14 protein-coding genes are annotated in these 15,490 nt (G+C 63.0%); 6 read left to right on the top strand and 8 right to left on the bottom strand.

Features of this window, described 5'->3' with window-relative positions; genetic code table 11:
• Positions 1 to 56: 56 nt before the first annotated feature.
• From ACFY9W_RS25240 to cobA, 5 genes are all read left to right on the top strand, one after another.
• Positions 57 to 1,271 (top strand): ABC transporter substrate-binding protein, encoded by a 1,215-nt coding sequence (locus ACFY9W_RS25240; protein WP_391136323.1) that lies wholly within the window; start codon positions 57 to 59, stop codon positions 1,269 to 1,271.
• A gap of 11 nt (positions 1,272 to 1,282) precedes the next feature.
• Positions 1,283 to 1,858 carry an ANTAR domain-containing protein gene (locus ACFY9W_RS25235; protein WP_391136320.1) on the top strand — a complete coding sequence of 192 codons (576 nt, stop codon included), beginning with the start codon at positions 1,283 to 1,285 and terminating at the stop codon, positions 1,856 to 1,858.
• 380 nt (positions 1,859 to 2,238) lie between these two features.
• Positions 2,239 to 3,450, top strand: coding sequence for a NarK family nitrate/nitrite MFS transporter (locus ACFY9W_RS25230; protein ID WP_391136317.1), 1,212 nt, complete (start codon positions 2,239 to 2,241; stop codon positions 3,448 to 3,450).
• 9 nt (positions 3,451 to 3,459) lie between these two features.
• A complete protein-coding gene (locus ACFY9W_RS25225; protein WP_391136314.1) occupies positions 3,460 to 5,130 on the top strand; it encodes a protein kinase in 1,671 nt (556 codons plus the stop codon).
• A 27-nt stretch (positions 5,131 to 5,157) separates the two neighbouring features.
• Entirely contained in the window at positions 5,158 to 5,898 is a 741-nt protein-coding gene (cobA, locus tag ACFY9W_RS25220) for a uroporphyrinogen-III C-methyltransferase (protein ID WP_391136311.1), read from the top strand.
• Positions 5,899 to 5,980: 82 nt separating this feature from the next.
• Here cobA and ACFY9W_RS25215 read toward each other — a convergent pair whose 3' ends face one another.
• From ACFY9W_RS25215 to ppsA, 8 genes are all read right to left on the bottom strand, one after another.
• Positions 5,981 to 7,015: an OmpA family protein gene (locus tag ACFY9W_RS25215; RefSeq protein ID WP_391136308.1), complete on the bottom strand. Its 1,035-nt coding sequence runs from the start codon at positions 7,013 to 7,015 to the stop codon at positions 5,981 to 5,983.
• 111 nt (positions 7,016 to 7,126) lie between these two features.
• Entirely contained in the window at positions 7,127 to 7,693 is a 567-nt protein-coding gene (gene sigX / locus ACFY9W_RS25210) for an RNA polymerase sigma factor SigX (RefSeq protein WP_346643868.1), read from the bottom strand.
• 113 nt (positions 7,694 to 7,806) lie between these two features.
• The gene (locus tag ACFY9W_RS25205) at positions 7,807 to 8,631 is read right to left on the bottom strand and encodes a mechanosensitive ion channel domain-containing protein (RefSeq protein WP_391136304.1); all 825 of its coding nucleotides are present in this window, start codon (positions 8,629 to 8,631) and stop codon (positions 7,807 to 7,809) included.
• Positions 8,632 to 8,633: 2 nt separating this feature from the next.
• Entirely contained in the window at positions 8,634 to 8,906 is a 273-nt protein-coding gene (locus ACFY9W_RS25200) for a hypothetical protein (RefSeq protein ID WP_051098885.1), read from the bottom strand.
• Between the two features lie 204 nt (positions 8,907 to 9,110).
• Positions 9,111 to 10,106 (bottom strand): CorA family divalent cation transporter, encoded by a 996-nt coding sequence (locus ACFY9W_RS25195; protein WP_391136299.1) that lies wholly within the window; start codon positions 10,104 to 10,106, stop codon positions 9,111 to 9,113.
• Between the two features lie 27 nt (positions 10,107 to 10,133).
• A complete protein-coding gene (rraA, locus tag ACFY9W_RS25190; RefSeq protein ID WP_003248652.1) occupies positions 10,134 to 10,625 on the bottom strand; it encodes a ribonuclease E activity regulator RraA in 492 nt (163 codons plus the stop codon).
• Positions 10,626 to 10,844: 219 nt separating this feature from the next.
• Positions 10,845 to 11,837 (bottom strand): alpha/beta fold hydrolase, encoded by a 993-nt coding sequence (locus ACFY9W_RS25185; RefSeq protein ID WP_391136296.1) that lies wholly within the window; start codon positions 11,835 to 11,837, stop codon positions 10,845 to 10,847.
• Between the two features lie 102 nt (positions 11,838 to 11,939).
• A complete protein-coding gene (gene ppsA, locus ACFY9W_RS25180) occupies positions 11,940 to 14,315 on the bottom strand; it encodes a phosphoenolpyruvate synthase (RefSeq protein ID WP_391136293.1) in 2,376 nt (791 codons plus the stop codon).
• A gap of 192 nt (positions 14,316 to 14,507) precedes the next feature.
• Here ppsA and ACFY9W_RS25175 point away from each other — a divergent pair, with 192 nt between their 5' ends.
• Positions 14,508 to 15,326: a pyruvate, phosphate dikinase/phosphoenolpyruvate synthase regulator gene (locus tag ACFY9W_RS25175; RefSeq protein WP_391136290.1), complete on the top strand. Its 819-nt coding sequence runs from the start codon at positions 14,508 to 14,510 to the stop codon at positions 15,324 to 15,326.
• Positions 15,327 to 15,490 lie beyond the last annotated feature (164 nt).

The following is a 15,490-nucleotide window of genomic DNA, read 5'->3' as shown; positions in this document are numbered from 1 at the left end:
GCACATCGGTTGCACCGGTTTGGCTCACAGCCTTATCAGTACCGGCGAGGAACCTTGTGAACACTGTACCCCGAGCAACCCCCCTGGCCTGGGTCAATGGCAGCGACGCGCCAGAAAAGCCAAGCCTGAACATCGGCTATATGGCCCTGACCGACTGCGCCTCGGTGGTGGTGGCCGCCACCCAGGGCTTCGCCCAGCAACACGGCCTTACCCTCAACCTCAAGCGCCAAGGCTCGTGGGCCGGGCTGCGCGACAAGCTGGTCAGCGGCGAGCTGGATGCCGCGCACTGCCTGTATGGCCTGGTCTACGCCGTGCACCTGGGCATCGGTGGCGTACCGGCCAGCGACATGGCGGTACTCATGGGCCTGAACCAGAACGCCCAGGCCATCAACCTTTCCCCAGCCTTGCAGCGCAAAGGCGTGACCAACCCTGAGGCGTTGGCGCGGCTGGTGCACCAGCACGGCGCACGGCTGACCTTCGCCCAGACCTTTCCAACCGGCACCCACGCCATGTGGCTGTATTACTGGCTTGCCAGCCAGGGCATCCACCCGCTGCGCGACGTGGACAGCGTGGTGGTACCGCCGGCCCAGATGGCCGCACATATCCAGGCCGGGCGTATCGACGGCTTTTGCGTAGGTGAGCCATGGGCTGCGGATGCCGTGGCCAATGGCCAAGGCTTCACCCTGGCCACCAGCCAGTCGATCTGGCCGGACCACCCGGAAAAGGTCCTGGCCTGTGCCCGAGCCTTCGCCGAGCAATACCCCAACAGCGCCCGCGCCCTGATCAAGGCAATCCTCGCCGCCAGCCGGTTCATCGAGCAGAACCCGGAAAACCGCCGCAGCACCGCGCAACTGCTCAGCGGCAGCGCCTACCTGGACGCGCCGCTGGAAAGCATCGAGCCACGCCTGGTCGGCAACTACCAGGATGGCCTGGGCAACCACTGGCAAGACCCGCACGCCCTGCGCTTGTTCGACATGGGCCGGGCCAACCTGCCGTACCTCTCCGACGGCATGTGGTTCATGACCCAGTTCCGCCGCTGGGGCCTGCTGCGCGAAGACCCCGACTACCTCGGCGTTGCCCGCCAGGTGCAACAGCTGGCGTTGTACAGCGAAGCGGCGCAGAGCCTTGGCGTAGCGTGCCCTGCACTGCCGATGCGCAGCAGCCTGTTGATCGACGGCACCCGCTGGGACGGCAGCGATCCCTACGGCTATGCCCGCAGCTTCAGCCTGCATGCCCTGGGCGATTTGCCCGATGCCCGTGTCGGCGCGTGAGGGGGACGACCATGTTGCGCATCCTGCTGATCGACGATACCCAGCACAAACTCGGCCGCCTGAAGGCTGCCTTGATCGAGGCCGGCTTCGAGGTCACCGAAGCCCCAGGCCTGACCATCGACCTGCCGGCCTGCGTCGAAACGGTGCACCCGGACGTGGTGCTGATCGACACTGACTCACCAGACCGCGATGTGATGGAGCAGGTAGTACTGGTCAGCCGTGACCAGCCGCGGCCAATCGTGCTGTTCACCGACGAACACGACCCCGGGGTGATGCGCCAGGCGATCCAGGCGGGTGTTAGCGCCTATATCGTCGAAGGCATCCACGCCGCCCGGCTGCAGCCGATCCTGGACGTCGCCATGGCCCGCTTCGAAAGTGACCAGGCGCTGAAGGCGCAACTGCTGGCGCGCGACCAGCAACTGGCCGAGCGCAAGCGTATTGAACAGGCCAAGGGTTTGCTGATGAAGATGAAGGACTGCAACGAGGAACAGGCCTACACCCTGATGCGCCGCCAGGCCATGAGCCGGCAGCAAAAGCTGATCCAGGTGGCCGAACAGATCATCGCCATGCACGAGATGCTCGGATAGCAGCGCAGACCCATGAGGGAGATCCCCAGCCCCTCTGGGCTGCGCTGGCGCGCAGAGAACTGATGCCGGGAGCACCGCGTCCCTGTGGGAGCGGGCGTGCCCGCGAAGAATCCAACGCGGTGCATGGCACCGGCTGCGCCGGTGTTCGCGGGCATGCCCGCTCCCACAGGGTCCCTGCTACATCAGTAAGTGATGTGCTGTTATACGGGAGCGCTGCTCGATATTCCGAATTGGCCCGGCTCTTGCTGATGTATTTGCACTGGTAGCCAACGGCGGTTGCCCCACTTAAATCCCGACAAAGACGTCGCTCTCCCCTCCACAACCGTGGGGTGGGTAGCGGCGTCTTTTTCGTTCCGTTGCATTGCCAAGTGAGGTGTTCGATGAGTACCAGCTTCTGGAAATCCGGGCATGTGCCCACGCTGTTCGCCGCGTTCCTGTACTTCGACCTCAGCTTCATGGTCTGGTACCTGCTGGGCCCGCTGGCGGTGCAGATTGCCGCCGACCTGCAACTGAGTGCACAACAACGGGGCTTGATGGTGGCCATGCCGATCCTGGCCGGGGCGATCCTGCGCTTTGCCATGGGCGTGCTGGTCGACCGCCTGTCACCCAAGACCGCTGGCCTGATTGGCCAGGTCATCGTGATTGTCGCCCTGGCCGCCGCCTGGCACCTGGGCGTGCACAGCTATGAACAGGCGCTGCTGCTGGGTGTGTTCCTCGGCTTTGCCGGTGCTTCGTTTGCCGTATCGCTGCCGCTGGCTTCGCAGTGGTACCCGCCGCAGCACCAGGGCAAGGCCATGGGCATCGCCGGTGCCGGCAATTCCGGCACCGTGTTCGCCGCCCTGCTGGCCCCGGCACTGGCCGCCGGCTTTGGCTGGAACAACGTGTTCGGTTTCGCGCTGATTCCGCTGTCACTGGCTTTGGTGGTATTCGCCCTGCTGGCGCGCAATGCCCCGCAGCGCCCCAAAGCGAAAGCCATGGCCGATTACCTCAAGGCCCTCGGTGACCGCGACAGCTGGTGGTTCATGTTCTTCTACAGCGTCACCTTCGGCGGCTTTATCGGCCTGGCCAGCGCCCTGCCCGGCTACTTCAGTGACCAATACGGCCTGAACCCGGTCACCGCCGGCTACTACACAGCCGCCTGCGTGTTCGCCGGCAGCCTGATGCGCCCGATCGGTGGCGCCCTGGCCGACCGCTTCGGCGGCATCCGCACCCTGCTGGGCATGTACAGCGTGGCCGCCATCTGCATCGCTGCGGTGGGCTTCAACCTGCCATCTGCCGCTGCCGCACTGGCGCTGTTCGTCAGTGCCATGCTGGGGCTGGGCGCCGGCAATGGCGCGGTCTTCCAGCTGGTACCACAACGCTTCCGCCAGGAGATCGGCGTGATGACCGGCCTGATCGGCATGGCCGGCGGCATCGGTGGCTTCCTGCTGGCGGCCGGGCTTGGCACCATCAAGCAGCACACCGGTGACTACCAGCTGGGGCTGTGGTTGTTCGCCAGCCTGGGCCTGCTGGCCTGGTTCGGCCTGCATGGCGTGAAGCAGCGCTGGCGCACCACCTGGGGCTCGGCAGCGGTTACCGCTGCACGGGTCTGAGGCACACCCATGAGCCTGCAACTGAGCTTTGCCCAGGCCAGCGCCACCGGGCCACGCGAGGAAAACCAGGATGCCCTGCGCCTGGTTACCCCAGCGCCGGAGCTCGCCGCCAGCAAGGGCTACCTGTTCGCCCTTGCCGATGGCGTCAGCCAATGCGCCGATGGTGGCCTGGCCGCACGGGCCAGCTTGCAGGCACTGGCCCTGGACTACTACGCCACCCCCGCCACCTGGAGCGTGGCCCAGGCCCTCGACCGCCTGCTGCTGGCACAGAACCGCTGGCTGCGCGCCCAGGGCAGCGGCCAGCCGTTGTTGACCACCCTCAGCGCATTGGTGCTGCGGGGCAAGCGCTTCACCCTGGCGCATGTCGGTGACTGTCGGGTGTACCGCTGGCACGCCGGGCAGCTGCAGTGCCTGAGCGAAGACCATGTATGGGATCAACCGGGCATGCAGCATGTGCTGAAACGCGCATTGGGCCTGGACCAGCACCTGCTGGTGGATTACCTGGAGGGCGAACTGAAGCCGGGCGAGTGCTACCTGCTGCTCAGCGACGGTGTCTGGGCCAGCCTGGGCGACCAGCACATCCAGGCAGTGCTGCGCGAGCACACCGACTTGCAACAGGCCGTCGACACGCTGGTTGCCAGCGCGCACCTCAATGGCAGCCAGGACAACGCCAGTGCCTTGCTGGTGCAAGTCGAACAACTGGGCACCGCCAACCTGGGCGATACCCTGGCGCAATTGCAGCAGTGGCCGGTGCCCGGCGCGCTGCGCGACGGGCAACTGATTGATGACTGGCGGGCCGAAAGCCTGCTTTCACAAAGCCGCCAGTCACTGCTGTACCGGGTGCGCGACAGCCAGGGCCAACCCTGGCTGCTCAAGACCTTGCCTGCCGAACGCGGGCAAACACCCGGGGCTGCGCAAGCGCTGTTGCTCGAAGAGTGGTTCCTGCGCCGGGTTGCGGGCCGGCACTTCCCCGAGCTGCATGCGGCCAGCCAGCGGCAACACTTGTACTACGTGATGCGCGAATACGCCGGGCAAAACCTTGCGGCGCTGCTGGCCGAACAGGGGCCGTTGCCCCTGCCGCAGTGGCTGGAAATGGCACGGCAGCTACTGCAGGCGGTCGGCGTGCTGCACCGGCGCAACCTGCTGCACCGCGACATCAAGCCAGAAAACCTGCACCTGGGCAGCGATGGCCAACTGCGCCTGCTGGATTTCGGCCTGGCTTACTGCCCCGGCCTTTCCGAAGACCCGCTGCACGAGGTGCCCGGCACGCCCTCATACATTGCCCCGGAAGCGTTCGATGGCCAAGTGCCCAGCCCGCGCCAGGACCTGTACGCCGTGGGCGTGACGCTATACCACTTGCTGACCGGGCACTACCCGTATGGCGAGGTGGAAGCCTTCCAGCGCCCGCGCTTCGGCCAGCCAGTCAACGCCGCCCGCTACCGCCCCGACCTGCCGGAATGGCTGCAACACAACCTGCAGCAAGCGGTGGCCGCCGACCCGGCACAACGCTTCGAAACCGCAGAGCACTGGCTACTGCTGCTCGAACGCGGCGACCGCCAGGAACTGCCCGGCCGGCCCCGCCCCTTGCTGGAACGCGAGCCGCTGAAGGTGTGGCGCACCCTGGCCCTGCTGTCCTTGCTGCTCAACCTTATTCTCCTGTTCAGCCTGCTCAAGGGCTGAGCGCACCCTGCCAATGAGGAATACCTGATGAATGCAAAAGTGTGGCTGGTAGGTGCAGGCCCTGGCGACCCCGAACTGCTCACCCTCAAGGCCGTGCGTGCTTTGCAGCAAGCGGAAGTGGTGATGATCGACGACCTGGTCAACCCGGCGGTGCTGGAGCATTGCCCGCAGGCCCGGGTGATTGCCGTGGGCAAGCGTGGCGGCTGCCGCTCCACGCCACAGGCGTTCATCCAGCGCCTGATGTTGCGCCATGCCCGGCAAGGGCGTTGCGTGGTACGCCTCAAAGGTGGCGACCCGTGCATTTTCGGTCGCGGCGGTGAAGAAGCGTTGTGGCTGCAGGGGCATGGTATCGAGGTGGAGCTGGTCAACGGCATCACGGCGGGCCTGGCAGGTGCCACGCAATGCGGCATTTCGCTGACATCTCGCGGGGTGAGCCGAGGGGTGACCCTGGTGACGGCACACACCCAGGACGACAGCGAGCTGAACTGGGAGGCATTGGCCCAGGGAGGCACGACGTTGGTGGTGTACATGGGTGTTGCGCGACTGGAGCAGATTCGCCAGGGGTTGCTGGAGGGCGGTATGGCAGCGGGAATGCCGGTGGCAATGATCGAGAATGCCTCGTTGGCGCAGCAGCGAGAGTGCAGGAGCGATGTGGGGAGGATGGTGGAAGATGCGCAGGCGTTTAGCTTGCGTAGCCCGGCAGTGCTGGTGATTGGAGAAGTGGTTGGGGAGCAGGTTGTTCAGGACCTGGTGGCCGTTGCCGGATGATTTGTTTCCTGTTCTGGCAACACAGATTTCAGGCAAAGAAAAACCCGGCCGAGGCCGGGTTTTTCATGAAACATCAGGCCAATTACTTGGACTGAGCTTCAACCTGAGCTTCAACGCGACGGTTGACAGCACGGCCTTCTTCGGTGGCGTTGTCGGCAACCGGACGGGTTTCGCCGTAGCCAACCGATTCAACACGGCTGGATTCTACGCCGTACTGGTTGGTCAGCACTTGCTTGACGGCATTGGCACGACGCTCGGACAGCTTCTGGTTGTAAGCGTCCGGACCCACGGAGTCAGTGTGACCTTCAACCACGGTGGTGGTTTGTGGGTACTGCTTCATGAAGTCAGCCAGGTTCTTGATGTCGCCGTAGCTGTTTGGCTTGACGACCGACTTGTCGAAGTCGAACTTGACGTCCAGCTCAACGCGAACGACTTCGGCAACAGCCGGGCAGCCATCGGCGTCAACGGTAACGTTGGCCGGGGTGTCAGGGCACTTGTCGACGTTGTCGCACACGCCGTCGTTGTCGGAGTCGGAGCAGACTTCAGCAACTGGAGCTGGAGCGGCTTCGGCTTGCTTCGGGCTACCGCCGAAGTTCAGGCCAACACCAACGCTTGGAGCCCACTCGGTGTCGCCCTGGTCGATGTTGTACTGAGCTTCAACGCCGGCACGGGCGTAGAACATGTCGGTGATGTACCACTTGGCGCCAGCGCCAACGTTGGCGAAGGTGGAGTGGTCACGACCGCCACGGCCGGTCTGGCCCAGCGACTGGTGCGAGAAACCAGCGGAAACGTACGGACGGATAGCGTCGTACGGGTTGTTGAAGTGGTAAACGGCGTCCAGGGCGGTGTTCGAGCCCTTGATGTTCTTGCCGTCTTCGCCACGAGCGTTGTGCACTTCGTCGTAGCCCAGACGCAGTTCAACGTCGTCGGTCAGGAAGTAACCGATCGAGCCGCCGAACAGGTTGCCGTCGTTCTTGAAGTCGCGCTGGCTGTCGAAGAATTCTTTCTTGTAGAAAACTTCGGTCTCGACGGCGCCTTGACCTTGTGCCATAGCGCCAATCGAAGTGGCGGCTACGAGCGAACCAATGGCCAAGCCCAAGGTGTTTTTCAATTTCATCCGTTAAATCCCCATCTGGTGATAGTTAAGCAGTCCCACCACAAACACGGGGGACAACTCGACGGCAAGTCTAGCAGAACTCGCCGATTCGTTAGAGATATTTGCTCGCCACTAAGTTTCATCAAGGCCGGCAAATTTCTCACGAAGCTTGTCTAGCGCACGCTTGTAGCGCATTTTCGTTGCGCTCAGGCCCATGTGCATGATGTCGGCAATTTCCTGAAATTCCAGCTCTGCGACAAAACGCAGCACCAGGATTTCCCGGTCTATCGGGTTCACATGCACCAGCCATTTGTCCAGCCCGCCTTTTTCTTCCGGCTTCGGTGTCTTGTCTTCGGACGCCTCTTCAACAGGGTCCAGACTCAAGGCATCCATCAACCGGCGTTTACGGCGCTCCTTGCGGTACTGGGTAATGCACTCGTTGTAGGTGATGCTGTAGAGCCAGGTCTTGAACTTGGATTTACCCTCGAAGTTCTTCAGGCCGTACAGCACTTTCAGCATCACTTCCTGACAGACATCGTCCGCGTCCCGGTCGTTCCCCAGATAACGCGCACAGACGTTGAACAGGGTCCGCTGGTAGCGCCGCATGAGCTCCTCATAGGCGCGGGTAACGTGGTACAGCTCCTCATGCGAACGCGCCACCAACTCTTCGTCGGTGAGCTCGCGGGGGTCATAACGCATGGGCGGCGAATGAACTTTATTCAAAACGGATCTGGCCGACAGTCAGGTCAATGTCGCCGCGCGACCCCGTGGGTCGAATTTCGCGGCGGCATACATTAACAGCTTTTGTGCGGTTAGCGGCTATTGACACGCTGCTCAAGCAGTTCGCGATTGGACAGCGACACCAGTTCGCCATCATCGGTCAGCAGCGTTGTCTTGACCGTGCCGATTTCCTCGATTTGGCCTTCGACCTCTCCAATCCGCACGTGCTGGCCCACCTGGTAAAGCTCGCGCACGTAAATGCCGGCCAGGATCTGCCCGGCAATTTCACGACTGCCAAGGCCCATGGCCAAGGCAACAGCCAGACCAACGGTAATCAGCCCGATGACGATCACGTGGTTCAGCAGGTCGGTTTTCACCTCGAGCTGGCTGATGGCCACCGAAATGCTGATGATGATCACCAGCCCTTGGGTAATCCGCCCGAGGCCTGCCGAGTACTCCAGCCCGATGCCTTCGGCGGCGCCGCGCACAAGGCCGTTGGCCACCTGTGCCAGCAGCACACCGGCCAGCAGCACCAAGGCCGCGCCAAACACCTTTGGCAGGTAGAGGGCGAGCATGTCGAGGGTAGCCGAAACCCGCTCCAGGCCCAGCGACTCAGCTGCCGAGACAAGGAAGATGAGTAGCACGAACCAGTAGACAATCTTGCCGATCAAGGTCGAGATCGGCACCTGGATGCCGACCCGGGCAAGCATCTTGGTGAGACCTGTGCCGGCCATCAGGCGGTCCAGGCCAAACTTGGCCAGCACCTTGGACAGCAGCGTATCGAGCAGCTTCGCCACCACGAAACCGAGCAGCACCACGACCAGCGCGCCGAACAGGTTGGGGATGAAGTTCGCTACCTTGGTCCAGAGCGCGGTCATCGCGGTGACCAGGCTCTGGGTCCAGAGATCGAGTTCCATAATCAATCGGCCTTATCTGCTTTGCTGCCACTGGCAGCGTTGCGGGAAGAGTGTCGACGCACCGGCGCGACATGCGCCGAGCCATTGTTGACGGCGATCAGCAGCGCCTGGCTCCAGCGGCCAAGCAGGCTGAACAGATCACCCGCGCCCACCTGACGGTTGGCGGTTTTCAGCACGCGACCCAGGCAGGCAGCGTCATCCCGGTCGTCCCGGTCATTGCCGGAGGGTGATGCCTTGAGCAGGTCGCGCAGGGATTCTTCAAACGGATCGTGCATGGGCACCTCGCGCAGTGTCAGCAAGAGACGAGATGGCCGGGCAACGGGTCACACATCCTGTTGGGACGAATGTTTCAAAATGCATGCTCACTGGATTCTTCGCGGGCTTGCCCGCTCCCACAGCAATTGCACACACCCTGAAAGCTGTGGCGTACCTGTGGGAGCGGGCAAGCCCGCGAAGAGGCCAGTGCAGGCAATACATCCCTATACCCACCGCAACCGACGGAACAACCACCACTGCCCCACAGCCAGCCCCAGCACGACGATGCAGGCGAACAGGAAGCCCAACGGGTTATCCGCCCCCGGAATGCCGCCGACATTGATGCCCAGCAGCCCGGTGATGAAGCTCATGGGCAGAAAGATGCAGGTGATGATGCCAAAGCGGTACATGGTACGGTTCATCCGCTCGCTACGCCGGCGGTCTTCGCTTTCCAGCACCAGTGCTGCCCGCTCGCGGGTCAGTTCCAGCTCTTCGAGGTAGCGAATCAGGCTGTTGTTCAGCTCGTTCCAGTAATCGGCATCGGCATCGGCAAACCAGCTCCATTTACTGCGTGAAAGCTGGGCGTAGATTTCCCGCTGTGGGGCCAGGAAACGGCGCAGGCCGGCGGCACGACGGCGGATCTGCTGCAGGCAGCCGTTCTCCGGGGTGTACCGCTCGTCGGATTCGACCTTTTCTTCTTCCAGGTCGACCAGTTCAGACAGGTCGCTGACCAGGCCCTGCACCTTCTCGGTCAACAGCTCGCCCATCAGCAGCAACAGCTCGGAGGCTGATTTAGGCCCCCTGCCCTGTTCCAGCTGCTGGAGAATCTCGTCACTGGCGCGCAACGGCCGCAGGCGCAACGAGATCACCCGTTGCGCCTGGGCGAAGATGCGCACCGAGACCATGTCTTCCGGTTCTGCGCCCGGGTTGAGGTTGACCCCGCGCAGGAACAGCAACAGCTGTTCGTCTGCCATGGGCAGCAGGCGGGGCCGGGTGTTCTCCTCCAGCAGCAACTCGCAGGCGAACTCGCTCAGGCCACTGTCACGCAGCAGCCAGGTGCGGGTTTGCGGATGGCTTCGATCCCAGTGCAGCCAAAGGCTTTGCTGCGGTTGCAACTGCAGGTCGTCCAGTTCGGTACGGGCAATCGGGCGTGCGCCGCCTTTACCATCGAGCACCAGGGCATGCACCAGCCCCCACTGCGCGTTGTCTTCCTCGAACATCAAAGCTCCATCAGCGCGTGCGGCGCATCACTCCGGCATTTTCAGCGGGCTTGGCGAGACCAGCACGCCATTGTTGTCGGCATACACGTACTCACCCGGGCGGAAGGTCACCCCGGCGAAGGTCACCACCACGTTGAGGTCGCCGATGCCGCGCTTGTCGGTCTTCATCGGATGGCTGGCCAGGGCCTGCACGCCGACGTCGGTCTGGATCAGTACGTCGACATCACGCACGCAGCCGTAGATCACCAGGCCTTCCCAGCCGTTTTTAGCGGCCTTTTCGGCAAGCATGTCGCCCAGCAGCGCACGGCGTAGCGAACCACCGCCATCGACCACCAGCACCTTGCCCTTGCCATCGAGCTCGACCTGCTCCTTGACCAGCGAGTTGTCCTCGAAGCACTTGATGGTGACGATCTGGCCGCCGAACGAATCACGGCCGCCGAAATTGCTGAACATCGGTTCCAGCACCTGGACCAGGTCCGGGTAGGCGTCACACAGGTCGGGCGTTACGTAATGCTGCATGGGAAGCTCCTGTCAGTCACAACGAAAGCGGGTATCGGCCAAGGCTACACCTTGGAGGCTGTCGCAGTCATCCGGGACCGGGCAGTCATTTGTGTTTAGCCTGTTGCGGCCCTTTCGCGGGCATGCCCGCTCCCACAGGGATATCGCAAGACTCGAGTGCTGTGAAATCCCTGTGGGAGCGGGCGCGCCCGCGAAAGGGCCGGTACTGCCAAAACAAAGTCAGCTGGCTGGCAAAGGCTCTACCGCCACCGTAGATTCATGCACCGGCAGCAACGGGTCACGCAACCAGCGTTCCACCAACGGCCACACCTGCGCCTGCGCAGCCTTGCTCACCAGCATGTCAACATGGCCGAAGGCATCGAAACCTTCTTCACGCCCCAGCCGCAGGAACTGCTTGCGCTCGCCGCCCAACTGCTCGAACAGCTTGCGGCAGGCCCACACCGGGTCCTGGAAGTCGCCCGCGCCGGCCACCGCCAGCAGCGGCACATCCACCTCTGCCAACCCCGCCCACCAGTCGCTCTTCTTGTCGCCAAAACGCCCGAACAAGCCATGCCAGCGCATGCTCTCCAGCGCCAGGCCAATCGGCTCATCCTCAGGGCCACGCTTGAAGCGCGGCCCGGATATCTGCCCCCAGCGCTTGAGCACCAGCTTTGCGCCCCACACCAGCGGGGGTACCTTCAACGGCCAGTAGACGCGGCTGATCTGGGTGCCGAACAGCGCCACACTGGCCACCTGGTCGGCAGCCAGAAAACCACCCCCCAGCGCCGCCGCCAGCGTGGTGCCGCCCAGCGAATGGCCAATCCAGTGCGGCGCCTGGCCCGACTGTTCGCGCACGAACGCAGCAATCAGCGGCAGGTCATCACGGGCATACGCGGCCACACTGTTGTGCTGCCAGGCGTGGTTGCGCGGCGACAGGCCGTGGCCGCGCATTTCCGGGATCCACACGTCAAAACCGGCACGGGCGAGGTAGGCACCCAGGCCTACCCCTTTGGGCGAATACCAGAAACGCCGGTTGGAAAAACTGCCGTGCAGAAGAATGACCGGCACACCATGGGCACGGCCCTGATCGGCCATCCCCAGACGGGTGATGGCCAGCTCGACGCTGGGGTCAGGGCCGTTGCCAGCCTTGATCCGGTACACGTCTTCGCTGAGGTCACCGCGGCGCTCGGCACTGAGCAAGGCCACGGGGAATAGAATGCTGCTGCTTTGCATAAGGTTGCTTGGTGCACAAAAAAGGGCGGGAACCATCACTGGAACACGCCCTGGAAAAAACCAGGCGGGGGTACGCCAGACGTACCCCCGCGTTTTACTGCGTCAGGCTGCGCCCTGGCCCTCGGCCAGGAAGAACCAGGTTTCGAGTACCGAGTCCGGGTTCAGCGACACGCTTTCGATGCCTTGCTCCATCAGCCACTTGGCCAGGTCCGGGTGGTCCGATGGGCCCTGGCCGCAAATGCCGATGTACTTGCCGGCCTTGTTGCACGCGGCAATGGCGTTGGCCAGCAGCTTTTTCACCGCAGGGTTACGCTCGTCGAACAGGTGGGCAATGATGCCCGAGTCGCGGTCCAGGCCCAGGGTCAGCTGGGTCAGGTCGTTGGAGCCGATCGAGAAGCCGTCGAAGTACTCCAGGAACTCTTCGGCCAGAATGGCGTTGGACGGCAGCTCGCACATCATGATCACGCGCAGGCCGTTGTCGCCGCGGGCCAGGCCGTTTTCAGCAAGCAGGTCGACGACCTGGCTGGCTTCGCCCAGGGTGCGCACGAACGGCACCATGATCTCGACGTTGGTCAGGCCCATCTCGTTGCGCACGCGCTTCAGCGCACGGCATTCGAGCTCGAAGCAGTCACGGAACGATTCGCTGATGTAGCGCGAAGCCCCGCGGAAGCCCAGCATCGGGTTTTCTTCTTCCGGCTCGTACAGCTTGCCGCCGATCAGGTTGGCGTACTCGTTGGACTTGAAGTCCGACAGGCGCACGATGACCTTTTTCGGGTAGAAGGCCGCCGCCAGGGTGCTGATACCTTCGACCAGTTTCTCGACGTAGAAGCCGACCGGGTCGTTGTAGCCGGCGATGCGCTTGTCGACGCTCTCTTTGAGCTCCGGTGGCAGGCCTGCGTAGTTCAGCAGCGCCTTGGGGTGCACGCCGATCATGCGGTTGATGATGAACTCCAGGCGCGCAAGGCCGACACCGGCGTTGGGCAGCTGGGCGAAGTCGAAGGCGCGGTCCGGGTTGCCGACGTTCATCATGATCTTGAACGGCAGTTCCGGCATGGCATCGACCGAGTTCTGCTTGATGTCGAAGCCCAGCTCACCTTCGAAGATGAAGCCAGTGTCGCCTTCGGCACAGGAAACCGTCACACCCTGGCCGTCCTTGAGCACCTGGGTGGCGTTGCCGCAACCGACCACGGCCGGGATGCCCAGCTCACGGGCAATGATCGCCGCGTGGCAGGTACGCCCGCCGCGGTTGGTGACAATGGCGCTGGCGCGCTTCATCACCGGCTCCCAGTCTGGGTCGGTCATGTCGGAGACCAGCACGTCGCCCGGCTGCACCTTCTCCATCTCGGACACGTCATTGATCACGCGGACCTTGCCGGCGCCGATGCGCTGGCCGATGGCACGGCCTTCGACCAGCACGGTGCCCTTTTCCTTCAGCAGGTAGCGTTCCATGACATTGGCGCTGGAGCGGCTTTTCACCGTTTCAGGGCGGGCCTGGACGATGTACAGCTTGCCGTCGTCACCGTCTTTGGCCCACTCGATGTCCATCGGGCGCTGGTAGTGCTGCTCGATGATCATGGCCTGCTTGGCCAGCTCGCTGACTTCGGCATCGCTCAGGCAGAAGCGCGCGCGCTCGGCACGGTCGACTTCCACGGTCTTGACCGAACGGCCGGCCTTGGCTTCGTCGCCGTAGACCATCTTGATGGCCTTGCTGCCCAGGTTGCGGCGCAGGATGGCCGGGCGGCCGGCCTGCAGGGTGTTCTTGTGCACGTAGAATTCGTCAGGGTTGACCGCACCCTGCACCACGGTTTCGCCCAGGCCGTAGGCGCCAGTGATGAACACCACGTCGCGGAAGCCCGACTCGGTGTCGAGGGTGAACATGACGCCGGCGGTGCCGGTTTCGGAGCGGACCATGCGCTGCACACCGGCAGACAGGGCGACCAGCTTGTGGTCGAAGCCCTGGTGCACGCGGTAAGCGATGGCGCGGTCGTTGAACAGCGAGGCGAACACTTCCTTGGCCGCGCGGATCACGTTGTCGACGCCACGGATGTTGAGGAAGGTTTCCTGCTGGCCGGCGAACGAGGCGTCCGGCAGGTCTTCGGCGGTGGCCGAGGAGCGCACGGCAACGGCCATGTTGTCGTTGCCGGCAGCCATGGCGGCAAAGGCGGTTCGGATTTCCGAATCCAGACGTGCCGGGAATTCGGCTTCCATGACCCACTGGCGGATCTGCGCGCCGGTCTTGGTCAGGGCGTTGATGTCATCCACGTCCAGCGCGTCGAGCGCGGCGTGAATCTTGTCGTTCAGGCCACTCTGCTCGAGGAAGTCACGGTACGCCTGCGCCGTGGTGGCAAAGCCGCCCGGCACGGACACCCCGGCACCTGCGAGGTTACTGATCATCTCGCCCAGGGATGCGTTCTTGCCCCCCACATGCTCCACATCATGGACGCCGAGCTTATCGAGGGAAACTACGTACTCTACCAAGGTGATCTCTCCACTAACTGTGTTGGAAAAGCTCAAAAAGGCGCCCGCCTGTCTTCTGTGACTTGGCCGGGCGTTTGTGGCCTGTACCTGGAAAATAGGCTCTGCAAATGTGGCAGAATGACGACAGCCGCATTCGGCAAACCGAACTTATCATATCCAAGAATCTTCATCAGCTTAAGGCCCAGATCGCAAATGAAACGAACCGCGTTCTTCATCTCCGACGGCACCGGTATCACTGCCGAAACCCTGGGCCAGAGTTTGCTCGCGCAATTCGAGAGCATTCCGTTCAACAAATTCACCCGTCCGTACATCGATTCGCCGGAAAAAGCGCGGACCATGGTCCTGCAAATCAACGCTGCGGCCGAGCGTGACGGGGTACGCCCGATCATCTTCGACACCATCGTCAACCAGGACATTCGCGAGATCCTGGCAACGTCGAACGGCTTCATGATCGACATCTTTTCTTCGTTTTTATCCCCGCTCGAGCAGGAATTGACCGCCCATTCGTCGTATTCCGTGGGTAAATCGCACTCGATTGGCGGCAATTCCAACTACATGGAACGCATCGAGGCGGTGAATTTCGCCCTGGACAACGACGACGGCGCACGCACCCATTACTACGACAAGGCCGACTTGATCCTGGTGGGTGTATCACGCTGCGGCAAGACCCCTACCTGCCTGTACATGGCGATGCAGTTCGGCATCCGCGCTGCCAACTATCCGCTGACCGAAGACGACATGGAGCGCCTGCAACTGCCGGCAGTGCTGAAAAAGCACCACAGCAAGCTGTTCGGCCTGACCATCGACCCCGACCGCCTCACCGCCATCCGCCATGAGCGCAAGCCCAACAGCCGCTATGCCAGCTTTGCCCAGTGCGAGTTCGAAGTGCGCGAGGTGGAGAACCTGTTCCGCCGGGAGAACATTCCCAACATCAATTCCACGCATTTTTCGGTGGAAGAGATTTCGGCGAAGATCCTGGTGGAGAAAGGGGTGGAGCGGCGGTTCAAGTAAGCCTGCGCCGGCCTCTTCGCGGGCACGCCCGCTCCCACAGGTACTCCACAAGCCTTGAGGCCTGCGCAATACCTGTGGGAGCGGGCATGCCCGCGAAGGGGCCAGCACAGGAGTACAAAAAAGCCCCGGCATCGCTGCCGGGGCTTTTTCATTTCAACTTGAGC

It is taken from the genome of Pseudomonas sp. NPDC008258 (assembly GCF_042956345.1).
Classification (GTDB): Bacteria; Pseudomonadota; Gammaproteobacteria; order Pseudomonadales; family Pseudomonadaceae; genus Aquipseudomonas.
The sequence above is the reverse complement of the archived record's forward strand: the minus strand, read 5'-3'. Positions and strand labels throughout refer to the sequence as shown.